The following is a 26,618-nucleotide window of genomic DNA, read 5'->3' on the forward strand; positions in this document are numbered from 1 at the left end:
AAAGGACTACTTCCCTTTTTATTTAATCAAACAAAGTCTCGGTTATCGCGACAACAGGAGGGACATCAGCGAGTTCCTCAGGTTTTAGTTTGTGAACTAAGAACCAATCGATATGGGCATTTTCATTATCGAGAACTTCGAAATCATAATTTTGAATTCGGACGTGTTCACCAACTTTGATATCTGGTTTGTGATCAATAACGTAACCACCAAGAGTAACGACGTCTTCTTCTTCAAAATCTGGAACATCAATGCCAAAGTAACGTTCAAAATCATAAACGGTCATTTTACCGCTAACTTTATAATGTCCATTTTCTTCTTTATGAATATAGTCACCAGAAACGTCATCGATTTCATCATTGATGTTGCCGAAGACTTCTTCGTAAATATCCTTATCAGTGATAATTCCACTGGTTCCACCATATTCATCCACAACGACTGAAATTGGTACCTGTTTTTGAATCATTTGTTCTAAAACATCTTGTAAAGCGAGCGTTTCAGGAACGGTAATGATATTACGAAGTAATTTGCTAACTTTGATATCGCCATCAACTTGGCTTTGACGAATAATATCGTAATTGTAAATATAGCCAAGAATTTTATCTTTATCATTATTGGCTACCACTGGGAAACGACTGAAACGGCTTTGAAGATACTGACGTAGAGCTTCATCAACTTTACTATTAATATCTAAGACAACCAGTTGCGTACGGTCAATCATGATATCTTTAGCGACTTTATCATTAAAATCAAAAGCCCGTTGCATGTAAACATAATCATTTTTATCCAATTCACCGCCACTAACGGCATTTCGAGAAAGATTTAAAATTTCTGCTTGAGAGAATATTTCGTCACTTTCATCGGCGGGTTGCATCCCTAGCAAACGGACAATTCCATTGGCCGAAGCATTAAGCAACCAAACGAATGGATAAAAGGTGGTATGGAAATAATGGAGGGGTGTTACGACCCACATTAAAACTTTTAGTGGAATATCGATACTAATATTCTTTGGAACAATTTCTGTAATAACCACTTCTAAGTAAGTTAACAATAGAACCCCAACAACTGCTCCCACAATATGCAGAGAAGCTGAGTTAATTAGGTGAGTTGCTCCAAAAACTTCAACAACAAAATATTCAACGGTTGATTCACCAATCCAACCTAAGATAATACCACAGATCGAAGTACCTACCTGAGTGGTGGATAAATATTCGTTAAGTTTACGAACCATCCGCATCGCCAGTTGATATTTCTTCTTTTTACGAGCACTTGTTGTTTCTTTTTCAGCCTCTTCTAAGGCACTGAGCCGTGTTTGCACTAAAGCAAATTCTGCCGCAACAAAAAAGTAAGCTAATATAAAAGTAATTAGCATCACAATCAGGTTAGAGACTATCTGACCGCTATCCAAAAATAATTCCCCATTTCTTTTTTCTAGTTATTGTTACATTATACAACGAGAATTTTAAAAATAGTATGAAAAGTAGCTTTCTTTTTAATGTTGTATAGTGAAGTTTAATGTTATCATGGAGCTATAATTTATTATATAGTGGATGGAGGTTCTTGTACTATGAAAAAGATTAACATTGGTGGTATGCGCGTTTCTAACGTTGCTTTAGGTATCATGCGAATGAATGCGCTATCAGACAAAGACGCAGCAACGGCCATTGAGGCTGCTTTTGATATAGGAATTAATTATATTGATTCAGCTGATATTTATGGACATGGTGAATCCAGCAAAAAATTCCGTGAAGGACTAAAGCTATCGAGTGTAAATCGTGAGGATTTGTACATTCAATCTAAGGGTGGAATTGAAAATAGTAATAGTGGCGACATCCCTTATGGCAATCGCTATAACTTTAGTAAAGAGCACATCATTGGTGCGGTCGACGGCGAACTTCAGCGTTTAGGTGTGGACTATCTAGATGCCTTTTTACTTCATCGACCTGATCCACTAATGGAACCAGCACAAATCGCAGAAGCTTTTGATGAACTTCAAGCTGCTGGTAAAGTACGTCATTTTGGGGTTTCTAATTTTAATCCAATGCAGGTTGAATTAGTTCAAAAGTACACTAAGCAAAAACTTGAAATTAATCAGCTTCAATTTGGAATTATGCATACAGGAATGATTGATTTTGGCATGCATACTAACATGTTCGACGAACGTAGTATTGATCATGATGGCCAGATTTTGGAATACGCAAGATTACACGATATGACAATCCAAGCTTGGTCACCTTACCAATATGGTTTCTTTGATGGTGTATTTATTGATAATCCTAAATTCCCAGAATTAAATAAGAAGATGAAACAAATTGCAGATATTTATGGTGTAACTAAGAATGCCATTGCAACCGCGTGGATTTTGAGACATCCTGCGCAATTCCAAGTATTACTGGGAACCATGAATCCTCAGCATATTAAAGAATCAGCTGCTGGTAGTGATGTCGAACTTACTGGTCAAGAATGGTATGACATTTACTACGCTGCTGGAAACGACATGCCTTAAATTAAAAAATAGTAACGTCCCTTACTTTATAGTGAGGCGCGTTACTATTTTTTATTTCTTTTGAATGGCTACTCGTAAAATTGTTTTACGCTGTGCTTCTTCAACACGCCGAAAATCACTCATATAGATTTCGGTATGTTCTTTTTCACTGCGTACGTACCCAGCTTCATCGATAAATTGCTCTAATTTGGCGAAGCTTTCAGGTTCATCGTCGAACGCACCGACATGTAAAATCTGCGCTACTAATTGTTCTGGTTGATGGTCGAAAAAGACTTGGTCAAATAAATCAGCATCGATTTTAGATTTTGCCCGAACTAACGCTTCTGCAGCAATTGCATCAGTCACAAAATCAGGTTGTTTAATACTGATTGTATATGTGAAATGTTCTTTTTGCATGACTGGCGCATCTAAATATTGAGGTTGAATTCCCCAATATCCTTGGAGCGGATAAACGGTGTATAACTTAAAGTTAGGAATATTCCAATCATTTTTTTGACTCATGCGAATTGTATAGGATAAAGGATAAAGTGTTTGAACTCGCTTCTGAAAATCGGGTAAATTGGGATCACCGTTACCTTTGATACTAAAATAATTTTGAGCAGGGATGGTTAAAATTTGAGGCTTTTTTCTAAGTGAAAAACCAGCTTCTTCTTTACGCCATTCGATTTTTTCGTCCGTCATAAGAATTCCTCGTGAATTACTTAGTTGAGCGCTTTGTTAGCGTCACTGATTTTCATTGTGATATTTTTAGGGTGATCTTGAACCACCACAATGGTTCCCTTACCTAAGAAATCTTTTTCTCCAGTATATTTGACGGTATATTCTTTAGCGACTGCCCCAGAATTTTGAAGTCCCATGACGTATATTTCTTCATCCGTAGAGTCATCACTAAAAACGAATGCGATGGCGGGAGTAACGACAATTTGGTCCTTCTTCATTTGACGTAGGGTATCCCATAAACCATTGATGACTTCGATTGGGAACATTGCTTTTACTTCTTCAGATACTTTTCTTTTTTTAGTTGGATCAAACATTAAATTTTCCTCCGTTTTTATGCATGTAAATAGAGTACCATAAATGCTAATTTTTGATAAACAATTCTATGCATCGAGGTTAACTAGTTTTTAAAACTAGATGAAGATGTTATAATAATGGTAAATAAGTAAAGGAGCACTAGTTATGAGTGATTATAAAGAATACCAAAGATGGCTTGAATTAGTACGATTAATTGAATTACCCCATTGGGATGATTTGCCTAATTTTGATCTTTATATGGATCAAGTAGTGGCATTAATGACCGAATACACAGGTCCTTTGGGACTTGAAGCAGTGACTCCGGCGATGGTTAATAATTATGTTAAAAATAAGGTAATTGTCGCTCCCACTAAGAAGAAATATCAAGTTATGCAAATTGCTGATATCTTGTTAATTACACTTTTAAAACAATCTTTTTCCATTCAAGAAATCCGTTCAGGAATTGATCGGGTGACTGCTAGTGAGTATCCCAAACAAGCTTACGATCGCTTCATTGATTTAGTTAATAATAAAATCAAGCATATGGGACTATCACGTCCAGACCGTAATGCCAACAATCTAACAGATCAACTTTTAGAAGCAGCTTCCAACATGATTGTTGATCAATTAGAAACTAATCAATTAGTTAAAGTGGTTAAAGATTCGAAAAAACATCAACCGACTAAGATTAAATAAAAAAAGAGGATCTACGATTTATTTGTCGTAGGTTCTCTTTTTTACTATTCAATAATGTCACCGAAAGTCCCGTGAACTAGTTGAGCTAAATCCTCCGCCTTTAATTGAACAGATCGACCAATTTTTCCTGAAGATACGATGATTGTGCCTTGTTCTTTGGCAACATCTGAAATGTAAATAGGAAAGTGCTTAGTTTCATAAATTCCAATAGGAGTATTAGCCCCATGTTCGTAACCCGTGGTGGCAATTAAATCCTTTAATGGAATCATACCAACTTTTTTATTACCCGAAATTTTAGCAAGTTTTTTGTAACTTAGATGTTCATCAACTGGTAAAACTCCAACAATGGGGCCAGTTTTATTTCCAATTAATGCTAAAGTTTTATAAATGAGGTGATCATCAACACCGATGTGATCAACGTTTAATTGCTTAACATCACCATCTTGAAATGTCGGAAAAATAAATTGCTTGTATTCAATTTTGTTTTTGTCTAAAATCTGTTCAACAAGGGTTTTAGAGACTTTTTCTTTCTTCTTTTTACCCATGATCTCACCACCTACCCTTGTATTTTAGCATAGGAAAAATCGTTAGTTAATAAAATCAAAGCATTCAAGTTTGCTATAATGGTGAAAGCAATTAACAATGGGAGATAGTTTAATGGAAGATCTGATCTACAAAAAAATCATTCACGACCTTAAAAAAAGAATCTTTAATAATGAATTTCCAACGATGCGTTTACCAGATGAACGTTCGTTAACTACGGAATATGACGTGAGTCGTAGTTCCGTCAAAAGAGCATTAAGTTCCATGGCACATGAGGGAATAGTTTTTAAAAAACGAGGTTCCGGAACTTTTATCAATCCGCTCTATTTGAAAAGTCAATCCTCTTTTAATTATGAAGGATCTAATCTAGGTATCACAGATAGTTTGAAATCCAATGGTAAAAAGCAGGGAATTAAAGTGCTAGATTTTTCAGTAGTTCCTGCTACGGAAAATATGAAGACAGATTTATTTTTAAATGAAGGTGACTTTGTCTATCAAGTTCGTCGCTTACGTTTGTTAGATGATGAACCAATCATGATTGAAACGGGCTATATTCCAATTAAAATTGTGCCGGAGTTATCCAAGGCCATTGTGGAAAAATCGATTTTTAATTATTTAGAGGACGCTCAAGGCCAACACGTAACACGTTCGTTTATGTCGATTCAAGTAGAACCCTCCAATGCTGAAGATCAAAAACTTTTAGGATTAACCGAAAATGAACCCGTCGGTGTTATGTCCGGAATTTTCTTTATGGATGATGGTACGCCGTTTGAAATTTCAAATATGCGAATTCACTACAAATATATGAATTACAGCACATTTGTGTCTGTCGATTAAGCAAAGCATCTAATTTTGATTAGATGCTTTTTTACGTTAGAATAGCCGTTGAAAAGGTGATTTCGTATCATTTTTAAAATTGGACCGTATCAATTTAAAAAATGATTGACCTTTTTTGAGAAAGCGGTTATAATAAATTCATAAATTAAAAACAACCTATTTTTCGCTCACGAAAGGAAGAGTACAATGACAGATTATTCATCAAAAGAATATTTTGACAAGCTTGAAAAATTTTGGCGTGCTGCTAACTATCTTTCAGTAGGACAATTATATTTAAAAGACAATCCGCTATTAAAACGCGACATTAAACCAGAAGATGTAAAAGTTCATCCAATTGGACACTGGGGAACAATTCCTGGACAAAACTACATCTATGCTCATTTAAACCGTGTTATCAACAAATACGGTGTAAACATGTTTTATGTTGAAGGACCAGGTCATGGTGGCCAAGTTATGGTATCTAACTCATACCTTGATGGTTCATACACTGAAGCATACCCAGCTATCACTCAAGATGAAGAAGGTATGAAGAAACTCTTCAAACAATTCTCATGGCCCGGTGGGGTTGCTTCACATGCTGCTCCTGTAACACCAGGTTCAATTCATGAAGGTGGGGAACTTGGTTACTCATTATCACATGGTGTTGGTGCTATCTTAGATAACCCAGACCAAATCGCTGCTGTTGTAGTTGGTGATGGTGAAGCTGAAACAGGTCCTTTGGCTGCTTCATGGCAACATAACCGTTTCATCAACCCTATTACTGATGGTGCTGTTCTTCCTATTTTGGATATTAACGGCTATAAGTTAAGTAACCCTTCACTTACATCACGTATGTCAGATGAAGAATTAACTGAATTCTTCCATGGTCAACATTGGGACCCATACTTTGTTGAAGGTGATGATTCAGAAGCTATGGATCCTAAGATGGCTGAAGTAATGGACAAGGCTATCGAAAAGATTCAAGAAATTCAAAAGAATGCTCGTGAAAACCACGATGAAACTATGCCATACTGGCCAGTAATTGTATTCCGTTCACCTAAGGGTTGGACAGGTCCAAAGACTTGGGATAACAAGGTTATTGAAGGTACATTCCGTGCTCATCAAATTCCAATCCCAGTAGACCAAAAGAACCTTGAACATGTTGATGCTTTGATTGACTGGATGAAGTCATACAAGCCAGAAGAACTATTTGATGAAAATGGTCGCGTATTACCTGAAATTGCAGAAATTGCACCTAAGGGTGAAAAACGTATGGCATCTAACCCAATCACAAACGGTGGAGTTAACCCAACTGACTTGAACTTGCCAGATTATCGTGACTACGCTGTTGATACAACAAAACGTGGACAAAACATCAAACAAGATATGTTGGTATGGTCAGACTACTTACGCGATGTTATAACTAAGAACCCAACTAACTTCAGAATGTTTGGTCCTGATGAAACAATGTCAAACCGTCTATATGGTTTGTTTGAAGTTACAAATCGTCAATTTGTTGCTCCAATCAAGAAGGACTGGGATGAAGCACTTGCTCCTGAAGGTCGTATTCTTGATGCTCAACTTTCAGAACATTCAGCTGAAGGTTGGCTAGAAACATACACATTGACTGGTCGTCATGGTATCTTCACTAGTTACGAAGCATTCCTACGCGTTGTGGATTCAATGATTACACAACACTTCAAGTGGTTACGTAAGGCTGATGAATTAGATTGGCGTAATGATTATCCATCATTGAACCTTGTATCTACATCAACTAGTTTCCAACAAGATCACAATGGTTACACTCACCAAGATCCAGGTCTTTTGACTCACTTGGCTGAAAAGAAACCAGAATTCATTCGTGAATACTTGCCAGCTGATGCAAACTCATTGCTTGCTATTAGCCCACTAGTTATGAACGATCGTAACAAGATCAACTTGATTATTGCTTCTAAGCAACCTCGTCCTCAATTCTACTCAATGGAAGAAGCAGAAGTTCTTGCTAAGAACGGTTTGGGTATTATTGACTGGGCAAGCACAACTAATGGTGAAGAACCAGACGTTGTCTTCGCTGCTGCTGGTACAGAACCAAATATGGAAAGTTTAGCTGCAATCAACATCTTGCATGATAACTTCCCAGACTTGAAGATTCGTTTCATCAACGTTGTTGACTTATTGAAACTTCAAAGTCCTAAGGTTAACCCTAATGGTCTAAGTGATGAAGAATTTGATCGTTACTTTACTAAGGACAAACCAGTTATCTTTACTTTCCATGGTTTCGAAGACTTAATTCGTTCAATCTTCTTTGACCGTCATAACCATAACTTACACGTTCATGGTTACCGTGAAGAAGGGGACATTACAACTCCATTCGACATGCGAGTTCTTAACGAACTAGATCGTTTCCACTTAGCACAAGATACAATCAATTCTATTCCAGAATTTGCTGAAAAGGGTGCAGACTTCTCTCAACAAATGGATAACACACTTGAACGTCATTACCAATACATTCGTGATAACGGTGATGATCTTCCAGAAGTTACTAACTGGACTTGGAAAGATGTTAACTAATTAAATCAAAACAAAAAAGCTGAAAGCTTTGCCAATAGGGCATAGCTTCCAGCTTTTTTATTTAGTTAAAAAATTAAAATAATCGGGTATAGGAGCAGTGACTTCTATTGTTTCTAGATTAAATGGAAGTGGAAAACGAATTTTCCAAGAATGTAATAACATTGGCTGCTGGGTATTATCCAGATTATATAAAGGATCGCCAATAATAGGGTGACCCAGATATGAAAGGTGAACGCGAATTTGGTGGGTTCGACCCGTTTCTAAATCTACTTGTATAAGACTGCTATTTTCATACTGAGCTAGCACTTGATAGTGGGTAATAGCAGATAAGGGATTTAAACCATTAATTTGGCGTTTACGTTTATCATCGGGGTCAAAACCAATTGGAACATTAATGGTGCCCTTAGATTGCTCTAAATGGCCGCTAACAACGCATAAATAGGTGCGATTAATGACTTTAGTACTAATTTGGCGATTAAGAATAGGCACGACCACTGGATTTTTAGCAACTAACAAAGCGCCACTCGTGAACTGATCTAATCGGTGGACATTATATGCTTCGTTTTCGGTGTCCTTGAAGTAAGCTTGTAAGAAATTCATCATGCTTCCCAATTCATGAGGTTGATTAGCATGAGTTTTAACGCCTGTAGGTTTATTAACGACCATTAAGTCCGAATTTTCATAAAGAATAATTGGCGCTTGCGTAAAATCTGGATCAAACGGCGGAAGGGGGGTATCAAAATCAGACGATTCAAAATTAAGCTCAATTAAGTCGCCACCTTGGACGATGGTGTTGACGGGAACATATTTTCCATTAACCAAAACGCGTTCGTTAATCCGTAAAAAGTGGACAATTTTCCGCGATAATAACCAAGTTCTTTGCAGTAATTCTCGTAAACTCTGAGGTTGGTATAAACTGGAAAGTCTAATAGCATAGTGCCATTGCATAATGAAACTCCTTAACGAAATAAAAGAATCGACTCAACAAAATGTTCAATCGATCCTTTAAGTATATGGTATTAATGATAATTATTTCTTTTCTGGTTTAACAATCAATACATCGCAAATCGCGTTACGGCTAACGTAAGTTGCAACAGAACCAACCATTAAACGTTCCAAAGCATTAAGTCCTGTTGAACCAATCATAATCAATTCGTTTTTATGGTCAGCTGGAAATTCGCGTGCAATAACTGGTTTTGGATTCCCAAAACGAATGTGAACACTAACATCTTTAACTCCAGCGTCCTCAGCTTTTTTCTTGAGTTCTTCTAATCGATGTTGGACGTCCTCTGAAAGTTTATAGATTACATCTCCACTAACTGCCCCACCATAAGTATCACTAAATTGGTTTACTTCAAGGACATTTAAAATATCGAGATGAGTGTCATTTCTTTTTGCAACTTCAATTGCGCGATCTAGAACAACATCAGTTGTTTTAGACCCATCAACAGGTGCTAAGATATTTTTGTATTGTTGTAGCATGTTACCCACCATCCAATCATCTTTTCTTATACTAATGATATCATTTTCACAAAAAAATGTAAGCCTTTTTACATCGAATTTACCGGATAAACTAAAATATTTCTAATTAGACGGCAAATGCGTTAAAATGAACTTGCGCAAATTAAATGGCGACTACGGCCGCCATTAAGCACTCTGCTTCTCCATGGAGACTGAATGCAAGGGCTCGTGGTAATTACTGCGAGTCTTTTTTATTTCCACCAGAGTTTAATCAAAGCCTGGGTTCCATCGTCGCCTAATCCCTGTTGGTTAACTAAATTATCATAAAGTTGAGTGGCCAGACGCGTGGCAGGTAAATCAACTTGCATTTGCTTAGCTTGATCAAGTGCAATTTTTAAATCTTTAAGGAAATGCTTAGCGAAAAATCCCGGAGTATAGTCATTTTTTAAAATTCGTGGAACGTAGTTTTCCATACTCCAATTTGATGCACCGCCATTGGATAAAGTTTCGAGAACTGTCTTTAAGTCAAGCCGGGCAGCTTTAGCGTATACTAACATTTCAGTTAAGCCAGTCATGGTCCCGGCAATCATGATTTGATTAGCCATCTTAGCATTTTGACCGGCGCCATAAGTACCAAAATAGTTAGTTGCATGTCCAATTTGACCAAAGATTGGTTTCATGGTTTCGAATGCTGTCTGGTTACCACCGACCATAATTGTTAAAGTAGCATTTTGGGCGCCAATGTCGCCACCAGAAACAGGAGCATCTAAGGCCATAACAGCTAGTTCATCAGCTTTTTTACCAATTTTTTCGGCTAATATGGGCGAACTAGTTGTCATATCAATTAAAATTTGTCCGGAAGTAACTGTTGAAAAAATCCCGTGATCACCAAAGTAAACTTCTTCCACATCTTGTGGAAAACCAACCATGGTAATAACTGTTTCCACTTGTTGAGTTAGCTCGGCGGGAGAAGATGCCCACTGGGCTCCTTCTTCAAGTAAAGGGTCTGCTTTAGATTTAGTGCGAGTAAAAACAGCGACATCGTGACCATTTTTTAATAAATTATGGATAATGCCACTTCCCATTACTCCGGTTCCAATAAAGCCAATTTTCATAATTAAAACCTCCGTATCTGAATTTTTACTTAATTATAGTGATATTGGAGTGCGATACGCAATATATCTATGTAAAAAAGGGCTTTTAGATGTTAAACTCATAGTTAGAAAACAAAAAAACGAGGGACAAAATGAAAGTATTAGCAAGTGAAGTTATCCAAACATTGAAAGATGCCAGTTTTAAATCAGAGGAATTTAAAATTGGGAAAACAACTTTAAAAAAAGCCGACGGTACAGGATTTAAACCTGCTTTAGATTTTTTGAAACAGGCCATTCAAGAAAGCCCAATTGCTGAAGCAGTTATTAATGTTAATAAAAGTGTGGTTATTAAAATTCAATCTAATATTATTAATTTACCATTGCTTTATCCTGGTCCTGTGGAAAAACTAACTGAAGCAGAAAAAGAATATGATGTTAATATTTATGCAGTAATTGAAGCAGAAAAAATTAATTCGTCTCATTTACGAATTGACCAAATTGGGACAGCAGAAGATCTAATTAGTGCTAATTCTGATTTACAAGCTAATTTTAAGGATTGGATGGCGGAACAATTTGATCGATTAGATCATCCGGATAAGGATCAAAAAGATAATGAGGAATAAAATAGGAGGTTCCTATGAAGAGATTTGAGCTAATAGTTGGAACAGCAATCGTAATTGCATTCTCTACATTAATCCTCTCCATCTACACTCATCATCAGCAAGTAATTCAGCAAGAAAAAGTGGAGTTACAAAAATCAGCCAAAAAGAAATCGCTGCCTAAGAGCACTTCTAAAGATAGTGGGTTAGCTGGAGATGAAATTCAAGCTGCAACCACAAAATCAAAAAAGGGCGAAATGAACCCAATTAATTGGAAAAAGTCTTCTGAAAACAAAGCTTATCCAGATTTAGATAAGTATCCGAAAGCTTTCTTGAAGGTATCGATTGCTAAACAACGAGTGTATGTGATGAACGGAAAAAAAGTTTTATATACTATGTACGCGTCGACTGGATCGCATGAAAGTCCAACCCCAACGGGGACTTTTAAGATTCAGGCCGAGCGAGGCGACTTCTTCTATAATCCAACTTCAAAGGAAGGCGCTAAGTACTGGGTATCCTTTAAAGATCATGGAATCTATCTATTCCATACTGTTCCAACCGATAAAAACGGAAAATTCCTTGAGGATGAAGCTGAACAGTTAGGGAAAGAAGCTCAATCACATGGTTGTGTGCGTTTGGCGGTTCCAGATGCAAAATGGATTTACGAAAAAGTACCGGAGGGTATGAAAGTTGAAATACATTAGGATTGTTCAAACATGGTTGTTGAAAAAGCGTCATTTTAAAGACGAAATTTTATGGGGAATTGGCATCTTAGTGGGGTTGTTACTAATATTTAAAATTTTGGGAAGATTAATATTAGGAACCACCTTAATTAGTTTTAGTGCACTACTATGGGCGTTACTGCTCTATTTAGTGGTCCTTTTTGTAATCCGGTTTGTTGAAATAAAACTGCGAAGGTAGCTACGATAGTTAAGATTTAATTTTGAGGTCTAATCGAAACTAAATCTTTTTTTATATGATTAAATAAAAACTCTAGCAAAGTTAGATTTTGGTAGCTAACTTTGCTAGAGTTTTTAAGCTTTTTCCTCTGGGCGGTTTTTTAATTTGCGCCAAATAATTTGGAAAATAGCAGGAATAATAATTAATAGTAAGAATATCAAAGTAAAATACTGCTTGATAAAGGGGGTTTGGCCAAAGAAATAACCCGAAAAACAACAAATTCCAACCCATAATAAGACACCGATGAAATTTAATTTATTAAATTGATGCCAATCCATTTGGGTGGTCCCGGCTACAATTGGAATAAAAAGACCGACAAAGGGAATAAAACGAGAAAATATTAGTGATTTTTTAGCGTTTTCATCGAAAACTTCCTGAGTTTGGTTCATTTTTTCGGAATCACTAATGCGTTTAGCAATTTTGTTTTTAGATTTAATATTCACTCCATAACGGTATTTAACGATGGCACCGCTAGTAGCTGCAATGATAAAAGTAATCGTTAGGATAAAAATGTTAAGCCGTGAATTAGCTGCGGAAGCAATAGTTCCAGTTAGGAAAAGTACCGATTGACCTGGTAAAAATGAAAATACGATAAAAGCTGTTTCCAGAAAAATCCAGATAAATAAAATCAGGTAGACCCAGTTATGAAGGTGTTCGGTTAAAGGTGTTATATATGTTAAAGGATGAATCACAAATCCGAGTATGAGATCAAACATTTATCCGCCTCGCTTTCTTTTTTCTTTATTAATGATAAAGGCTTATTTGCTAGATTGCAATTACAGCGCCTAATCGGTGTTGTATGTTAATAGATTTCATGTTACATTAGATACATGCGATGAGTCGAGATAGGTCAGACAATTCTTTGAATTGTTTCGCTGCGGCGACTAGTGACCATTTCGCCGGCACACGTTATCTACCGTATTGTAGAAGTGTGAGTCATAATAGGTGTGTGAGCCACCTAACGACTGCGTTAACTTAGTTAATGACCGGTAAAAGAGGATGGACAATTAATTTTGTCCATCCTCTTTTTTTGTCTATTTAATTAAGTAAAGTTGGTCGTGAATTAAATCAAATGGTTGATAATGTTGGTTAAGTTGCTGGGTATTTTCAGGTTCAATTAATTTAGCGGTTTTCCAAAAATCAGCACTATTGGTGGCGCCATTAGGTTCGCCAATGCAAATTAAGGTAGGCTGCTTAGTTAGCGAGCGTAGCTTTTCGAGAATTTGAACATCGATTGGAACTCCATCTGGAGACCAGGACATGATTACAAAATCAACTTGATTACCATATTTTTCAATTGCTGATATAGCATCCAGTTTTTCAACTTCGGTGACGAGATGTTTACCTGTTTCATTTTCTTGAACCCAGTCTAATGAATCTGTGGCATAAACGTTTTGCTGTTTTAAGCGTAATCCATGACTGATGTAACCATTACCAGCCATAACTTCTAGAGTAGGTCTATCAGCCAAATAATGAGCTAAATCGCTAATGAACGGGGCTGAAATATACGCCCACATACCGTAGGTTTCTTCAAGGTAGTCGCGATAGGAGCGCAAAAGTTTGTCCAATTTAGGGAGCTCAGCTGTCAATTTTTCCCACAATTGGTCACCTCTAGGATCACCTAGGGGATATTGATCCTTAATTTGATTAAAAATTTGATCTTGAATATCTTCGGGTAATTCTAGTACCGGTAATTGCTGAGGTAAGAGCTTTTGTTGAATCAGACGATTACTTTCAAGGATCTGATTAATTAAAAAGGTAATCGTGCTATTTTGTTTAAAAAGCTCACGATAGCGCTCAAGGCGAGTAATATAGTTGTTAGTTGTTGAAACGGGGCGTTCCTTTTTTAATTGACGTTTTAGTTTTTTTAATTTTTTAGGATTCATTAAGATTCGTCCTTTGTTTTATTCCAATTCAAAGCGAGTTCTTCTTGTTCACCGGAAGGGCTTAGCGTACGACGTTTTTTACCATGGAAATAACCATCCATTAATTGGAAAATTTCATAGCGATCGTCGCTACTAAGGACCTTATGATCAAAGCTCAATTGGCGACCTGATAGGAATAATTTACTTAAATCATATTCATTCAAGGCAGCACGACCACAAAGGTAATCCATACTAACATCGAAATATTCTGCAAGTTTTTTTACTTCCAAGTATGAGGGAGTTCGAATACCACGTTCCCAATTTCCAATCTGGCTGGATGTATTGGGAGTTTCATCTGGAAAAAGTTCGTTCAAGCCCTTGGCAAGAACTTCTAAAGTAATGTGTTTTCCGTGCCTTAAAGCACGTAAGCGTTCTGGAAACATGTGCTATCCTCCTGTGACAATCTGTCTATACTCATTTTAATACAGAATGGGGGAATGCGACAAATTAAAGTAAGTGTCACAAACGAGGATTGATTTGGCGCCCGGAAATTATGATGGGTTGATACAACCTTTTTGTAAGAAATAAAACTAATAAAGACGCGTACTAAAAATAAAAATCAAACCTAACGGCTGATAAATTTATTATGAAATTAAACTATTTTTTAAACGTTAAGGAGAATTTGTTATCCACAAATTTGATAAACCGTATATACTAAATAAGTTAGTTCTAGGAGGAAAGTACGATGAAGAAATTATGGAAATGGTTGTTAATAATAATCGGAGTATTATTGGTTATTGATATTGGAGCAGGAATGTATTTCTTCCACGTAGCTGAAGTACGGGGACCCAAAAGTTTTATTTCAAGTGAAAAAACACTTAAGAATGATCCATTAAGAAAACAAAAAGAATGGTATCAAAACGTAAAAAAAGAGCAATGGACAATGACTTCGGCAACCGGAAATTTGAAGTTAAAAGCTTATTATATCCCGGCTGAACATCAGACTAATAAGACGGTAGTAATGGCACATGGATTTTTACAAAGTAAAGAAGCTGAAGGTGCTCCGGCAGCTATGTTTCATGAACTAGGGTACAATGTATTAGCTCCAGATGACCGTGCTCATGGAGAAAGCGAAGGTAAACTAATCGGTTACGGTTGGACCGACCGACGCGATTACATTAAGTGGATGAACAAACTTTTGAAGACCAAGGGTAAAAATCAGCAAATCGTCATGTACGGGGTTAGCATGGGAGGCGCTACGACTATGATGGTTAGTGGAGAAGCTGATGTACCTAAGCAAGTTAAAGCTTACGTCGAAGATTGTGGTTATACTAGCGTTGATGATGAAATTACATATCAAGCTAAATCAATGTATCATTTACCAAAGTATCCGCTAGTTCCAACAGTTAGTTTGATTTCTAAAATTCGTGCAGGTTACGACTATTCTGAAGCCAGCGCCTTAAAGCAATTGGCTAAGAATAAAAAACCAATGTTGTTTATTCATGGTTCTAACGATACCTTCGTTCCTACTTCAATGCTAGAGCCCCTCTACAATGCAACCAAAGGACCAAAGGAAAAGTATGTGGTCAAAGGTGCTAAACATGCTGAAGCAATGAATACTGACTATAAAAAATATAAACAAACAGTTGAAAAATTTTTAGATAAATATATGGATTAAAAAAACTATGGTAGCAGGTTGTCTCTGACACTAAGCAGTGCAAGGTGACTTGTTATCATAGTTTTTTATGCGTAAATACTATCATTTTGCATATAAACCCACTCGTCATTGGAGACCTGTTCATATAGCAAACTGGCCAGTTCACGAGAAATATTTTTCTTTCCTAATTGTTCTTGAATAAAGTTATATTCATTTTGGAAGGCGTTAATAAAAAGTTCTTCCTGAATTTCGTTAGCACGAGTGTTATTTTGAAAACGACGATGGCGTTCACGATAGTACTCTTCAATCCAGTGGATTTCTGCTCGATTGTCTGCGTTTAGATGTTCTTTGAGATAAGCAAAAATCTGAGGCGATATTTCATTTTCTACTTGAGCTAATTCGTCTCGAGCATTATTGAATTTTTTGGTAACCACCAAAGGATCTACCCGTTTAATGCGTCGTTTGAAACGATGGCTTAATTTAATAAAGTAAAAACGTGCTCGATACATGAAGTGCTGGATAAACGATTGATGGAGTTGGAAACTTTGGAACAATGACATTCTTTCGTAAAAAGTTTGTTGTTTAACGCTAATTTCACCATTATCCACCATCTCTTGAAGTAGTTTCTCTTCTAAATTAAAACATTTCTGTAAAATTTTGTAAGTAGCGTTTCGTTTAGGACGTTGTAAGATAGACTGTTGGCTTCTTAAAGTAGCAATCACCGCCTGCGTTTCGACTGGATCTTCATCGGCATCATGGACGCGTTTAATGGCGTATTCAATCATTTTTTGGCGGTAGGTGCTAATATCTTCTAAACTGTAGGAATAAGATTTGGCTGGTAACATCAACGGTAAGATAATACTTGGCACGAGTAAGCTGAGAATGATGACGGTTGCCGCGATGAAAATAATATCATTGCGAAATGGAAAAATCTTACCATGTAATACAATTGGAATAGAAAAGGCCATCGATAGGGTAATAGTCCCATGAATACCATTAATAGCAATTAAAAAATGATTAAGTACTTTATCGGCTGGCCGGATACGGATGTTGGCTAGTTTTAAAGTAACCCATAGGTAGCGAATGATAATCATGACGATGTACAAAATGATACCAACCAAAATGAGATAACCTAGCGAAGAAACCTGGCGGCCTTCATTGGTAATATCGTAGATGACGGTTGGAAATGAAACTCCTAGAAGAATAAAAACGAAACCGTTCATTAAGTTAGTAAAAATTTCGTAGGTGGTTTTAGACACCATTTGAGTTTTGGTTGAAGTAAGACGCAGGGATTGAGCTTGAGTACTTTGAATCAATCCAGCTGCTACCACAGCCAAAATTCCGGAAGTATCAAACATTTCAGCCAGAAGGTAGATAGCAAAAGGCTTAATGAAGTTGATGGGGACAATAATGTTGGGGTTATCAATATCGGTTTCAATTAAGAGTAATTGTAAGCGAACAAAAAGCCAACCGACAATCCAGCCGACAATTAAGCCACCAAAGAAGACATATAGGTAATTAAAAATACTTAGAACCGGAGAAAAATGTCCCGTATGAAAGGCAGTTAAAGCTAAATCAAACATTACGATTCCACTTGCATCGTTAAACAAAGACTCATTTTTGAGACTCAGCATGGCCTCATTAGGAAGATCTAGATTTTCGGTCACGGATGACACTGCAACCGCATCGGTAGGGGTAATAATAGCGGCTAAAGCAAAGGCAAGGGCAATCGGAATATGAGGTAATAAAGCATATCCTAAGTAACCAACTAGAATAATCGTGACAACGGCTAGTCCAATGGCTAGAGAAAAGGTATTACTCAGAGTACGTTTAAGTTTGACAATGTTAGTGTTCATCCCGTCGTAAAACATAAGCGGCGCAATAATTGCTAGCATGAAAACTTCAGGGTTAAGATTGAAATGATTAAAATTGGGGATGAAAGAAAGTGCTAACCCCATCATAATTTGAATAATAGCCCGTGGTAAAAATTTGATTTTAGTATCTAATGCGTTTGAAAAAACGGTGGCGATGATTAAAATCAAAACGAAAAATACAATGGACATGCACAACGACTCCTTTTTTGGTTTCTCTAAACCAAGCGTACCAAAAAGCCACAAAAAAATCGATTTTTGTGGCTTTGGTATAGAGGATATTAATTTTTAGCAAATAATTTAGTGAGATAATCCATAAAGCGCTTGAGATAAAAGTCTGCATCGACATTCAAAGCTACGGAAACGTTGGGATTTTCTTCGTTTAAACGGCCGGGATCACCAATGGTACGACCCCACATTTCGTCAGTTGTATCAACGAACATGTTTAAATCCATAGTTTTGGAAAATGAAGCATCAAGGGCAATTCCTACCGCCAAAGGATCATGCAAGGCGCAACCGCCAAGATGAGGACTGGTAATTTTGTAAACGTCGATATAGTAATCGACGATATCAGCAAATTTACTACCAGCAGTAGTATCTAGGTCGCGCCAAAGTTGTGTTTCTTTTTTTGTTAGTAACGTTCTTAAAGTGACATCTAGACCAACCATGGTTAAGTTAACGTGGCTAGTAAATACGTCATTAGCAGCGTGAGGGTCTTGGTTGATGTTAGCTTCTGCAACTGGACTAACATTTCCAGGGACAGTAAGAGCACCACCCATAATAGTTACGTTGCCAATTAAATCGGCGACTTCTGGATCTTTCTTTAAGGCAAGTGCAAGATTTGTTAGGGGACCGGTTGGCACTAGAATTAAATCGGAGTTGTATTTGTGAGCAGCTTCGATAATAAAATCAACCCCGGGCTGTGTTTCAATTGCCCGAGATGGAGCGGGTAGTTCAACTTCACCAATACCATTTTTTCCATGAATTTGAGCACTAATAGGCATAACTTCAAAGCTTTCGGTAGTTTGTGAGTGTTCCTCACCAAGAAAGACCGGAATATCCGTTCGGCCTAGTAATTCAAGAATTTTCAAGCTATTAGTACCAGCGTCAGGGGTTAACACATTCCCGTATGTCGAAACAATACCAATCAAATCAACGTCAGGTGCTGCCAAAGCATATGCAATGGCCATAGCATCATCAATACCAGTATCTAGATCTAAGATCATTTTTTTAGTTGCCAAAAGAACCCCTCCGAATAAACAATTTATGTATTAAACTTACTTTAATCATACGTAAACAAAGCTTAAAAGACAATCCCAAGCATTCTTTTTTATTGAAGAAGCTGGTAATATATTTGGTGGATTATAAAAATGAAATTGATTTAATAAGGGAGCACAGGCAATGACGGAAATGTATGATATTACGATTATTGGTGGGGGTCCAGCCGGTTTATTTGCTGGATTTTATGCTGGAATGCGCACTGCCAAAACACAAATTATTGAAAGCCTTCCACAAGCTGGTGGACAAGTTGCTGCACTTTATCCAGAAAAAATGATTTACGATGTCGGTGGTTATGCTGGAATAAAAGCAGCTAATTTGGCTAAAGAACTTGAAAAACAAACGCGCTTGGTCGGAACTGAAATTCGTCTTAACGAAACCGTTGTTGATATTCAAGCTCAAGCTGATTTTTACCATGTTAAAACTAATCGGAATGAATACGATACCCGAGCAATTCTTTTAGCAACTGGTAATGGAGCATTTAATCCGCGAAAGTTAGCTGTGGAAGGGTTGGACCATTTAGAAGATAAAAAAATCTACTATCATATGCCCGATGTTGAACATTTTGAAAATCAGGATATTTTAGTGGCAGGTGGCGGTGACTCGGCCATTGATATTGCGCTCATGCTGGAACCAATTGCTAAAAGTATCAGTTTGGTGCATCGTCGGCAGCAATTTAGGGGGATGGAACGGAATGTACAACACCTCCAAGAATCGACGGTTAAAGTGATGACACCGTATTTAATTAATGGTGTTCGCGAGGCTGTCGAAGGAATCGATGTCGATTTGAAAGAAATTGGTACCGAAGCCTTAAAAGCTACCCATTTTGATAAACTAATTGTTAACTACGGATTTACCTCTAGTAATAAAATTATCAAAGGATGGGAAATCGATTTGACCCAAGAACATCGTATGTTTGCCGTCGATAGCCTGATGCATACAAATATGAAAAATATTTATGCGATTGGTGATGGGGTAGAGTATCCTGGAAAGTTAAGACTAATTGCAACCGCCTTTGGTGAAGGCCCGATTGCGGTAAATCAAATTATGAACGACTTATATCCAGGCAAACGTGGACCTGTTCATAGTACATCCATGTTTGAAAAATAATCTGAATATATAAAAATGCAGTGAACTTAAAAACTAAGTTCACTGCATTTTTGTTAACTGCCGTTGGCATCTGGATTTGTAATTTTAATTCGGTTTTCACTAGTTGATTTGTGGTTTGCTTCAGGAGCATTAGTTTTGTACAAATCTTCAAGTGATTTATCTTGATTCTTGGAGAACATAGAAGTCGATTTTAAGCCTAATTTATCTTCTAGCTTGATGGCTTTCGTTAAACCATCCGAATAATTGTAGTTAGCTGAATTAACCTTTTTAAAGTCCGGATTCTTATAGAAACGGAGGAGATTCTTTTCATTTAACGAATCTGACATCGCTAATTGTTCTTTAGCAGCTTTACGATCTTTTTCAACTTTCTTTTTAAAAGTGGTGTTAGGATCGGTAATCTCATTGCCGGAACTGTCATAAAGTTTACCACCGATAGAACTATAGGTTGGTGTTACATAATCGTTATTTCTAAAAGCAACCACTTGGTCATGTTGCTTAGACAACAGGTCAGTACCAAATTGGATATAGTTTTTGGTTGAGATTCCTAATAAATGCAAGATCGTTGGTAGAACATCAATTTCACCACCATATTGGGATTGAATGCCACCATCTTTCATACCTGGAATGTGAATCATTAATGGGACTCGTTGGAGCTGTGAATTATCCCAATTATTCCAATTTTCAGTTGGATTAGAGCCGAATTCTTTAAAATGATCCGGATCTTGTTCAAAAGTTTTAGCTAGTGCTGTATTAGAGGAATTGGAAATTCCATAATGATCACCGTATAAAACAATCATCGAATCATCATACAAACCGGATTTCTTTAAGAAATTAAAGAATTCTTCAACAGATTGATCTAAGTAATTAGCAGTTTTGAAGTAGTTGTCTACAGTTTTATCGCCAGTACTAGGCGTTTTAAAAGTACTATCCTCATCATCTAAAGTGTATGGGATGTGGTTACTTACAGTGATGTATTTAGCATAAAACGGCTGCTGTAAGTGTTGAAGGTACTTAATTGAATCTTTGAAGAGAAGCTTATCTTTTAGACCATAGGTAGTAGATTTATCCCCAGAAACATCAAAATCACTGGCAGAGAAGAAGTTCTCATAACCCATATTTTTATAAGTGCTATTACGATTCCAAAATGAAGCAGTATTACCGTGGAAAACCGCAGAAGTGTAGTTTCCATGTTGTTTTAAAATTGCTGGAGCAGCTTGGAAGGTTTGATCAGATCCTAACTGGGCGAACAGTGAACCTTGAGCTGTCCCAAACGTGCCAGTTTCAAGCATATTTTCAGCATCACTAGTTTTACCTTGACCAACTTGATGGAAAAAGTTACTAAATGAGTAAGTTGATTTACTGTGGTAAATGCTGTTTAGGAATGGTGTTACTGTTTGGCCTTCCACTTTATCATCGATTAAGAATTGTTGAAAACTTTCTAGGTGAATGATAATAACATTTTTTCCCTTAGCCTTGGCAAAAGTAACATTCGACGGTTTGGCATAATGATGCTTAACATATTTTTCAATTGAAGTTAATTCGCTTTTCTTAGCTTCAGAACGCATTTTATGGTTACGTTCAAGTTGGACACCATCATAAGCAGTAAAGGCATCGAGCCCCATGTATTTAACAATATAAGAACGATCAAAAGTTCTGGTAATTAACTGCGGGCGATCCATTTCCGCGAGCATTAGATTAAATGCAAAAAATAAAAAGCCCAGTGAGGTGATTTGAAACCCAAACTTTTTAGGTAAAGGATGGGGGTCCATTTTTATTTTCTTCAGAACGAGTAATAAGAAAATAACGATGATATCTAACCAGTAGAAAATATCATGAACATTAGTTAAGGACATTGAGCTAGCACTTAAGCCTTGATTAACCTTGGAATAGCCCAACATAGTATTAACGGTCATAAAGTCAGAAAATTCTCTAAAGTAGATGACATTGAGATAGAGCATGACGGTATTGGCGACATCCAACAACATCGCTACCCAATAAAAAATTTTTTTCGGTCGAATATATAATGCAAGTCCAAAGATGAGGACGGTTGTAGCAACTGGATTAATTAAAAGAATTATCCATTGAAAGATACTACCTACACCTAGTGAAATATCAGCTAGATATGCAAACAGAGTCTTCGCCCAAAATAAAATAGTAATAAGGATAAAGAATCCGAATCTAGTATCAATTTTTGATTTTAAAGATTTCATTTTTTAAAGACCTTTCAAATAGAACAAGATTAATGCATAAATGCAATTTTACCATATTTTTTTAAATGATTTGGTTAACTATTGGGTAAGGGGGATGAATAAAATAAAATTTTAATAATTCTTCTGAATTAAGCAGCCATTAATAAGTTATCTGGGTTAATATGATAGATATATTATTAAAAGATAGTTTCGGAGGCGAACTAGTATGGAAGCTAAAATGGTTAGAGGTGCTACTGGACCAGTTTATATGGATGCGTTAGAAATTCGTAAAAAAGTGTTTATTGAAGAACAGGGCATTGATCCGGCTCTTGAATTTGACGAAAATGAAGATTTCTTTACTTACTTTGTGGGCTACGACGAAGCTAAACCGATTGTGACGGCGCGAGCACGACGCGTCGATGATGATACTTGGGTTGTACAAAGAGTGGCAACTAAAACTGGATATCGACGTCATGGGTTAGCGCGTGATTTGTTTGAATTTATTGAAGCCCAAGCAGTTAAAATGAACATTAAAAAAATTAAATTACATGCTCAAGAGAGTGCGGAACCATTTTACTTTGCGATGAATTACGAGCGCGTTAGTGGTCCAGAAATGGAAGCGGGCATTGTACATTATTGGATGGAAAAGGCGATTTAATGTATTGGAATAAAAAAGTAATCTTGGTACTAAGTATTGTGCTAATGGGGCTTGCAGCGGTCTTCTTTGTTAAAAATGATGCTTTTTTATATCAAACACCGGTTGGACGTATTGAAAGTGTTAAAAAAATTAGTAAAACTGTCCAAATTGATAATTTTAAAAATCAAGATTACAGTGTCCGACAACAGCTTAAAGTGAAAATTTTAAATGGTAAAGAGCGTAATCGAATTATCACGGTTAATAATGAATATACTAAGTCGCAGGCGACGGATTTAAAATACCGTAAAGGCCAAACGGTCTTATTACATTTAACCCGACACCACCATCAGATTAAGACAGCTACAATTACAGATTTGAAACGCGACGTGCCTTTGACCATCTTAATTGTGATGGTAATCGGCTTATTAATAATGATGAAGTCGACCGGATTAAGGGCGCTCTTAAGCTTGATTTTAAACACCATTTTATTTTTCATTGCAGTGGAAATCGATGTTCAGCAAGAGGGCTCAGGAGTTTTTTGGATTTTTAGCGGAATCGCGGCCGTTTTTTGTGCGGTAACGTTAGTATTAGTTTTAGGTTGGAACAAAAAAATGTGGGTAAGCTTTACAACGACGATGTTAGGAACTTTCATCGCAGTCGCTATTAGTTTATTAGTCTTTAGACTTACCAATAATGGGGGACTTCATTTTGAAACGATGGAGTACGTAACACAAAATCCCGAACCTTTATTTCTAGCTGAAACAGTACTAGGCTCATTGGGAGCGGTAATGGATGAATCAACTGACATTATTGTTAGTCTTGCCAAGTTACGAAAAGAAAATCCGCTAATTTCAATGAAACAGCTCTGGATTTCTGGCCGAAATATCGGGAAAACAATTATGGGTCCTCTCCTTAACGTTTTATTCATGATATTTATGGCAGATACATTTTCAATGATGGCTCTATATCTTAGAAATGGAAACGGTTGGGGCTACTCGTTTGAAATGAACATGCAACTGGGATTTGTACAAAGCTTAATTAGTGGAATTGGGATTGTATTAACCGTTCCTATTGCTAGCTGGCTGGTTGGCATTTTCTTTAAGAAGGGGGCGGTGCAACATGCATAGCGCAACTTTAATATTGATGCTAATTTTAGCCCTGTTAATGATTATTGTGGGCGGTGCAACGGGAGTCCGGGCCTTTTTAAGTATTATCTTCAATTTTGCCATATTATTCCTAAATATTGCATTAATTGCATGGGGATTTCCGGCGCTAGTAATAACAAGTATTAGTGGCTTGATTATCCTTGCAACCACCATTTTTATGGGCAGTGATGATGATCAAATTACCCAAAATGCTTTCTACAGTTCTGTCCTAGTTTTGATGGTCCTAATCGGGTTAATTTTATTGTTGCAACCCCATTTGTTAGTTCATGGATTTGCCAATGAAAATAATGAAGATTTAGAGGGGATGTCACTTTTAATTGGTATTAAATTCAGTGATGTGATGTTAGCGACAATGATGGTTAGCTCGCTTGGAGCGGTAGCTGAGGCGGCAATTGCTGTGTCGGCTGGGTTACAAGAATTAATTGAGACTACTCCAGACCTAGACTACAGTAAATTGTTTGTACATGGATATGAAATTGGTAAAGAAATCATTGGAACAGCTTTAAATACCTTGTTTTTTGGCTTCTTTGGTAGTTTTCTAGGATTATTCATTTGGTATGTTAAGTTAAAATACAGTTTTAGTGAGTTTATTAATAACAAAATTTTTGCTGCGGAACTTTCAATGATTCTAATTGGATTTATTGGAGTAATTAGCACGGTGCCATTGACAGCGTGGGTAATGCAATTGCGGCAACGCAAACAAAAAGAACTGTAACGACGAATCAGGCTGGTGAAAGCCTGAGACAGTAGTTAACAGTTCTTTTTATTAACGTTATTTTTTGAAAAAATTGCTCCAGTTGGCGATGAGATAGACAATCAAAATTAAAGCAAACGAAATTAGAATGGTCAGTGTCCAGCTCCAAGGCGTATTGGCCATTGGTAGGCTAACATTTTGTCCATAAAATCCGAAGACAATGTTGGGGACAGCTAAAATAATAGATAAGATGGTTAGAAATTTCATCGTGTTATTTAAGTTATTATCCAAGATGTCAGAGTAGGATTTGGAGACTTGTTCGATGATATCAGATGAGAGCTGAGCCATTTCTTGACTTTGTTCAGACTCAATCACAATTTCTTCTAGGCGCGTACGTTGTCCCTTAGTTAATTTTAAGTTTGGCATACGAAGCATACTATTTAATAATGAAGTATTTGATTTCAAAGATGTTAATAAATAAATCAAACTAGTCTCCAACTGTAGCATACTTTGAATTCCATTGTGATTTAAACGAGTTTTAAATTTATTTTGAATTTCTTGACGGTCAAAATTAATTCGTGAAACAGCGTCATTAAAGCGAATCGTTAGTTCATAGATCGTATTGAAAACGGCGTTGACCATAAACGAGTTATTAAATTCAAAATTAGGATCACTATTTTTGCGTATTAGTGTTTTAACATTGCGATCTAAAAGTTTATTCACATAGTGAGTTGAATCATGCGTAAAAACCACCAGCGCCTTTGGTAGAAACATGAACGCCGCGGGCTCGGTTTGAACGCCTTCTTTTAAATTAGCACTGAGTGCATGAAAAATGATCAAAAAAATGTTATTGGGTTCATCAATTTCGGCCCGTGCTCGTTCATTTTTATCAATAGCATAGCTCAAAGCTTCCGATGTAGCATGGTAAGTTTTGACTAAAGTTTGAAGTTCAAGCGTGCTAGGATTGGAAACTTGAATCCAAGAAAAGTCGTCAGATTTTTTAGTAACTTTTAGCATAGTAATAATCCTCACTGTATTTAATATTATTAGTTTAACCCCAATGGGATGAAAAAATATACTAAATCGATTAAAATAAAGTGTTTAGAAGAAAAAAGGAGAAAGAATTTATTGAATATATTAACAAACCTATATGGACCCTTTTTCGATATTAATAATTGGGAAAATGTGTTGTCCTCCAGTTCCGACTGGTTAGTAATTTTTTCATTGGTAATGATTGAATGTATCTTGTCGGTCGACAATGCAGTGGTTTTAGCAACTCAAACACAAGTTTTAGAAGATAAAAAAGAACGTGAAAAATCCCTATTTTATGGTTTATGGGGCGCCTATATTTTCAGATTTATCGTTATCGGAATCGGTACCTTTTTAATTGACTTGTGGGAAATAAAGGTAATTGGAGCTTTATATTTAGCCTACTTGGTATTTAGGTTCTTTGACAAGCAAAAAAGAGGACGTAAGACGCGAAAACTAGTTAAAAAAGAAGGGCGACTTTCCGTGTTCTGGCGGGTGGTAATCCAAATTGAATTTATGGATATTGTTTTCTCCGTCGATTCAGTCTTGGCTTCCTTAGCAATTTCATCTAATCCGGTAATTGTTTTAATTGGTGGTCTGATTGGGATTTTAGCCATGCGGGGCATTGCTGAAGTAATCATGAAAATGATGCAAAAAATTCCGGAATTAGAAACGATGGCATACGTATTAATTGGAATCATTGCGTTAAAACTTTTATTGTCCATTCCAATGATTGATATTGAAATTCCATCTATTGTTTTTGCGGGAATTGTGATCTTAGCCTTTTTAATTACAATTGGAATTCACTACGCCAAAAGACCGGCAAAAAAACAATGATATAATTTATGGTAACAAGTTAGTA

Annotated in this window: 26 protein-coding genes; 12 read left to right on the forward strand and 14 right to left on the reverse strand. The window is 36.6% G+C overall.

Annotated elements, in window-relative coordinates; genetic code table 11:
• Nucleotides 1–22 precede the first annotated feature (22 nt).
• Entirely contained in the window at nucleotides 23–1,408 is a 1,386-nt protein-coding gene (locus PEPE_RS01710; protein WP_011673024.1) for a hemolysin family protein, read from the reverse strand.
• Nucleotides 1,409–1,567: 159 nt separating this feature from the next.
• Between PEPE_RS01710 and PEPE_RS01715 the strand changes: the two genes are divergently transcribed.
• Nucleotides 1,568–2,506 (forward strand): aldo/keto reductase, encoded by a 939-nt coding sequence (locus PEPE_RS01715; protein WP_002832783.1) that lies wholly within the window; start codon nucleotides 1,568–1,570, stop codon nucleotides 2,504–2,506.
• Between the two features lie 51 nt (nucleotides 2,507–2,557).
• On the opposite strand, the gene PEPE_RS01720 is transcribed toward PEPE_RS01715, so the two are convergent.
• Complete coding sequence (locus PEPE_RS01720) at nucleotides 2,558–3,187, reverse strand: GyrI-like domain-containing protein (protein WP_011673025.1); 630 nt, start codon at nucleotides 3,185–3,187, stop codon at nucleotides 2,558–2,560.
• A gap of 20 nt (nucleotides 3,188–3,207) precedes the next feature.
• Nucleotides 3,208–3,540: a hypothetical protein gene (locus tag PEPE_RS01725; RefSeq protein WP_002832786.1), complete on the reverse strand. Its 333-nt coding sequence runs from the start codon at nucleotides 3,538–3,540 to the stop codon at nucleotides 3,208–3,210.
• Between the two features lie 145 nt (nucleotides 3,541–3,685).
• On the opposite strand from PEPE_RS01725, the gene PEPE_RS01730 reads away from it, so the two are divergent.
• Nucleotides 3,686–4,216: a DUF1836 domain-containing protein gene (locus PEPE_RS01730; RefSeq protein WP_002832788.1), complete on the forward strand. Its 531-nt coding sequence runs from the start codon at nucleotides 3,686–3,688 to the stop codon at nucleotides 4,214–4,216.
• 44 nt (nucleotides 4,217–4,260) lie between these two features.
• Here PEPE_RS01730 and ybaK read toward each other — a convergent pair whose 3' ends face one another.
• A complete protein-coding gene (gene ybaK / locus PEPE_RS01735) occupies nucleotides 4,261–4,764 on the reverse strand; it encodes a Cys-tRNA(Pro) deacylase (RefSeq protein WP_172797352.1) in 504 nt (167 codons plus the stop codon).
• A 109-nt stretch (nucleotides 4,765–4,873) separates the two neighbouring features.
• Here ybaK and PEPE_RS01740 point away from each other — a divergent pair, with 109 nt between their 5' ends.
• Together PEPE_RS01740 and PEPE_RS01745 are read left to right on the forward strand one after the other, a co-directional pair.
• On the forward strand, nucleotides 4,874–5,596 hold the full coding sequence (locus PEPE_RS01740) for a GntR family transcriptional regulator (RefSeq protein ID WP_002832790.1): 723 nt from the start codon (nucleotides 4,874–4,876) through the stop codon (nucleotides 5,594–5,596).
• 186 nt (nucleotides 5,597–5,782) lie between these two features.
• Nucleotides 5,783–8,146, forward strand: coding sequence for a phosphoketolase family protein (locus tag PEPE_RS01745; RefSeq protein WP_002832791.1), 2,364 nt, complete (start codon nucleotides 5,783–5,785; stop codon nucleotides 8,144–8,146).
• Between the two features lie 57 nt (nucleotides 8,147–8,203).
• On the opposite strand, the gene PEPE_RS01750 is transcribed toward PEPE_RS01745, so the two are convergent.
• From PEPE_RS01750 to PEPE_RS01760, 3 genes are all read right to left on the reverse strand, one after another.
• On the reverse strand, nucleotides 8,204–9,094 hold the full coding sequence (locus tag PEPE_RS01750; protein ID WP_011673027.1) for an RluA family pseudouridine synthase: 891 nt from the start codon (nucleotides 9,092–9,094) through the stop codon (nucleotides 8,204–8,206).
• A gap of 81 nt (nucleotides 9,095–9,175) precedes the next feature.
• Nucleotides 9,176–9,628, reverse strand: a complete 453-nt coding sequence (locus tag PEPE_RS01755) for a universal stress protein (protein WP_002832793.1) — start codon at nucleotides 9,626–9,628, stop codon at nucleotides 9,176–9,178.
• A gap of 230 nt (nucleotides 9,629–9,858) precedes the next feature.
• The gene (locus tag PEPE_RS01760) at nucleotides 9,859–10,722 is read right to left on the reverse strand and encodes an NAD(P)-dependent oxidoreductase (RefSeq protein ID WP_011673028.1); all 864 of its coding nucleotides are present in this window, start codon (nucleotides 10,720–10,722) and stop codon (nucleotides 9,859–9,861) included.
• 131 nt (nucleotides 10,723–10,853) lie between these two features.
• Between PEPE_RS01760 and PEPE_RS01765 the strand changes: the two genes are divergently transcribed.
• On the forward strand, nucleotides 10,854–11,324 hold the full coding sequence (locus PEPE_RS01765; protein WP_011673029.1) for a hypothetical protein: 471 nt from the start codon (nucleotides 10,854–10,856) through the stop codon (nucleotides 11,322–11,324).
• 14 nt (nucleotides 11,325–11,338) lie between these two features.
• Nucleotides 11,339–12,004, forward strand: a complete 666-nt coding sequence (locus PEPE_RS01770) for a L,D-transpeptidase (protein ID WP_011673030.1) — start codon at nucleotides 11,339–11,341, stop codon at nucleotides 12,002–12,004.
• Between the two features lie 330 nt (nucleotides 12,005–12,334).
• Here the strand turns inward: PEPE_RS01770 and PEPE_RS01780 are convergent, their stop codons facing one another.
• The 3 genes from PEPE_RS01780 to PEPE_RS01790 form a co-directional block, all read right to left on the reverse strand.
• Nucleotides 12,335–12,976, reverse strand: a complete 642-nt coding sequence (locus PEPE_RS01780; RefSeq protein WP_011673032.1) for a DedA family protein — start codon at nucleotides 12,974–12,976, stop codon at nucleotides 12,335–12,337.
• A gap of 318 nt (nucleotides 12,977–13,294) precedes the next feature.
• The gene (locus PEPE_RS01785) at nucleotides 13,295–14,146 is read right to left on the reverse strand and encodes a hypothetical protein (protein WP_011673033.1); all 852 of its coding nucleotides are present in this window, start codon (nucleotides 14,144–14,146) and stop codon (nucleotides 13,295–13,297) included.
• Nucleotides 14,146–14,568 carry a helix-turn-helix domain-containing protein gene (locus tag PEPE_RS01790; protein WP_002832799.1) on the reverse strand — a complete coding sequence of 141 codons (423 nt, stop codon included), beginning with the start codon at nucleotides 14,566–14,568 and terminating at the stop codon, nucleotides 14,146–14,148. The genes PEPE_RS01785 and PEPE_RS01790 overlap by 1 nt, the downstream gene beginning before the upstream one ends.
• Nucleotides 14,569–14,870: 302 nt before the next feature.
• Here PEPE_RS01790 and PEPE_RS01795 point away from each other — a divergent pair, with 302 nt between their 5' ends.
• On the forward strand, nucleotides 14,871–15,803 hold the full coding sequence (locus tag PEPE_RS01795; RefSeq protein WP_011673034.1) for an alpha/beta hydrolase: 933 nt from the start codon (nucleotides 14,871–14,873) through the stop codon (nucleotides 15,801–15,803).
• 65 nt (nucleotides 15,804–15,868) lie between these two features.
• On the opposite strand, the gene PEPE_RS01800 is transcribed toward PEPE_RS01795, so the two are convergent.
• Both PEPE_RS01800 and PEPE_RS01805 read right to left on the reverse strand, forming a co-directional pair.
• Nucleotides 15,869–17,845, reverse strand: a complete 1,977-nt coding sequence (locus PEPE_RS01800) for a cation:proton antiporter (RefSeq protein WP_011673035.1) — start codon at nucleotides 17,843–17,845, stop codon at nucleotides 15,869–15,871.
• A gap of 89 nt (nucleotides 17,846–17,934) precedes the next feature.
• The gene (locus PEPE_RS01805; RefSeq protein WP_011673036.1) at nucleotides 17,935–18,894 is read right to left on the reverse strand and encodes a nucleoside hydrolase; all 960 of its coding nucleotides are present in this window, start codon (nucleotides 18,892–18,894) and stop codon (nucleotides 17,935–17,937) included.
• Between the two features lie 160 nt (nucleotides 18,895–19,054).
• Between PEPE_RS01805 and PEPE_RS01810 the strand changes: the two genes are divergently transcribed.
• Nucleotides 19,055–20,041, forward strand: a complete 987-nt coding sequence (locus PEPE_RS01810) for an NAD(P)/FAD-dependent oxidoreductase (protein WP_011673037.1) — start codon at nucleotides 19,055–19,057, stop codon at nucleotides 20,039–20,041.
• Nucleotides 20,042–20,094: 53 nt separating this feature from the next.
• Here the strand turns inward: PEPE_RS01810 and PEPE_RS01815 are convergent, their stop codons facing one another.
• Nucleotides 20,095–22,251 carry an LTA synthase family protein gene (locus PEPE_RS01815; protein WP_002832804.1) on the reverse strand — a complete coding sequence of 719 codons (2,157 nt, stop codon included), beginning with the start codon at nucleotides 22,249–22,251 and terminating at the stop codon, nucleotides 20,095–20,097.
• A gap of 205 nt (nucleotides 22,252–22,456) precedes the next feature.
• Here PEPE_RS01815 and PEPE_RS01820 point away from each other — a divergent pair, with 205 nt between their 5' ends.
• From PEPE_RS01820 to PEPE_RS01830, 3 genes are read left to right on the forward strand one after another with little or no spacing between them, the layout of a single operon-like run.
• The gene (locus tag PEPE_RS01820) at nucleotides 22,457–22,888 is read left to right on the forward strand and encodes a GNAT family N-acetyltransferase (protein ID WP_002832805.1); all 432 of its coding nucleotides are present in this window, start codon (nucleotides 22,457–22,459) and stop codon (nucleotides 22,886–22,888) included.
• Nucleotides 22,888–23,994 (forward strand): YibE/F family protein, encoded by a 1,107-nt coding sequence (locus PEPE_RS01825; RefSeq protein WP_011673038.1) that lies wholly within the window; start codon nucleotides 22,888–22,890, stop codon nucleotides 23,992–23,994. The genes PEPE_RS01820 and PEPE_RS01825 overlap by 1 nt, the downstream gene beginning before the upstream one ends.
• A complete protein-coding gene (locus PEPE_RS01830) occupies nucleotides 23,987–24,748 on the forward strand; it encodes a YibE/F family protein (protein WP_011673039.1) in 762 nt (253 codons plus the stop codon). Before PEPE_RS01825 ends, PEPE_RS01830 begins: the two co-directional genes overlap by 8 nt.
• Nucleotides 24,749–24,805: 57 nt before the next feature.
• On the opposite strand, the gene PEPE_RS01835 is transcribed toward PEPE_RS01830, so the two are convergent.
• Entirely contained in the window at nucleotides 24,806–25,744 is a 939-nt protein-coding gene (locus PEPE_RS01835) for a magnesium transporter CorA family protein (RefSeq protein WP_002832808.1), read from the reverse strand.
• A gap of 111 nt (nucleotides 25,745–25,855) precedes the next feature.
• Between PEPE_RS01835 and PEPE_RS01840 the strand changes: the two genes are divergently transcribed.
• Nucleotides 25,856–26,593 (forward strand): TerC family protein, encoded by a 738-nt coding sequence (locus PEPE_RS01840; RefSeq protein WP_011673040.1) that lies wholly within the window; start codon nucleotides 25,856–25,858, stop codon nucleotides 26,591–26,593.
• The last annotated feature ends 25 nt before the right edge of the window (nucleotides 26,594–26,618 follow it).

This window comes from Pediococcus pentosaceus ATCC 25745 (assembly GCF_000014505.1).
Taxonomy (GTDB): domain Bacteria; phylum Bacillota; class Bacilli; order Lactobacillales; family Lactobacillaceae; genus Pediococcus; species Pediococcus pentosaceus.

Excerpts from the sequence above, each read along its gene's own strand:
- PEPE_RS01715 (WP_002832783.1), top strand. The coding sequence starts at position 1,568 with ATGAAAAAGATTAACATTGGTGGTATGCGCGTTTCTAACGTTGCTTTA.
- PEPE_RS01720 (WP_011673025.1), bottom strand. The coding sequence starts at position 3,187 with ATGACGGACGAAAAAATCGAATGGCGTAAAGAAGAAGCTGGTTTTTCA.
- PEPE_RS01725 (WP_002832786.1), bottom strand. The coding sequence starts at position 3,540 with ATGTTTGATCCAACTAAAAAAAGAAAAGTATCTGAAGAAGTAAAAGCA.
- PEPE_RS01730 (WP_002832788.1), top strand. The coding sequence starts at position 3,686 with ATGAGTGATTATAAAGAATACCAAAGATGGCTTGAATTAGTACGATTA.
- PEPE_RS01740 (WP_002832790.1), top strand. The coding sequence starts at position 4,874 with ATGGAAGATCTGATCTACAAAAAAATCATTCACGACCTTAAAAAAAGA.
- PEPE_RS01745 (WP_002832791.1), top strand. The coding sequence starts at position 5,783 with ATGACAGATTATTCATCAAAAGAATATTTTGACAAGCTTGAAAAATTT.
- PEPE_RS01750 (WP_011673027.1), bottom strand. The coding sequence starts at position 9,094 with ATGCAATGGCACTATGCTATTAGACTTTCCAGTTTATACCAACCTCAG.
- PEPE_RS01755 (WP_002832793.1), bottom strand. The coding sequence starts at position 9,628 with ATGCTACAACAATACAAAAATATCTTAGCACCTGTTGATGGGTCTAAA.
- PEPE_RS01760 (WP_011673028.1), bottom strand. The coding sequence starts at position 10,722 with ATGAAAATTGGCTTTATTGGAACCGGAGTAATGGGAAGTGGCATTATC.
- PEPE_RS01765 (WP_011673029.1), top strand. The coding sequence starts at position 10,854 with ATGAAAGTATTAGCAAGTGAAGTTATCCAAACATTGAAAGATGCCAGT.
- PEPE_RS01770 (WP_011673030.1), top strand. The coding sequence starts at position 11,339 with ATGAAGAGATTTGAGCTAATAGTTGGAACAGCAATCGTAATTGCATTC.
- PEPE_RS01780 (WP_011673032.1), bottom strand. The coding sequence starts at position 12,976 with ATGTTTGATCTCATACTCGGATTTGTGATTCATCCTTTAACATATATA.
- PEPE_RS01785 (WP_011673033.1), bottom strand. The coding sequence starts at position 14,146 with ATGAATCCTAAAAAATTAAAAAAACTAAAACGTCAATTAAAAAAGGAA.
- PEPE_RS01790 (WP_002832799.1), bottom strand. The coding sequence starts at position 14,568 with ATGTTTCCAGAACGCTTACGTGCTTTAAGGCACGGAAAACACATTACT.
- PEPE_RS01795 (WP_011673034.1), top strand. The coding sequence starts at position 14,871 with ATGAAGAAATTATGGAAATGGTTGTTAATAATAATCGGAGTATTATTG.
- PEPE_RS01800 (WP_011673035.1), bottom strand. The coding sequence starts at position 17,845 with ATGTCCATTGTATTTTTCGTTTTGATTTTAATCATCGCCACCGTTTTT.
- PEPE_RS01810 (WP_011673037.1), top strand. The coding sequence starts at position 19,055 with ATGACGGAAATGTATGATATTACGATTATTGGTGGGGGTCCAGCCGGT.
- PEPE_RS01815 (WP_002832804.1), bottom strand. The coding sequence starts at position 22,251 with ATGAAATCTTTAAAATCAAAAATTGATACTAGATTCGGATTCTTTATC.
- PEPE_RS01820 (WP_002832805.1), top strand. The coding sequence starts at position 22,457 with ATGGAAGCTAAAATGGTTAGAGGTGCTACTGGACCAGTTTATATGGAT.
- PEPE_RS01825 (WP_011673038.1), top strand. The coding sequence starts at position 22,888 with ATGTATTGGAATAAAAAAGTAATCTTGGTACTAAGTATTGTGCTAATG.
- PEPE_RS01830 (WP_011673039.1), top strand. The coding sequence starts at position 23,987 with ATGCATAGCGCAACTTTAATATTGATGCTAATTTTAGCCCTGTTAATG.
- PEPE_RS01835 (WP_002832808.1), bottom strand. The coding sequence starts at position 25,744 with ATGCTAAAAGTTACTAAAAAATCTGACGACTTTTCTTGGATTCAAGTT.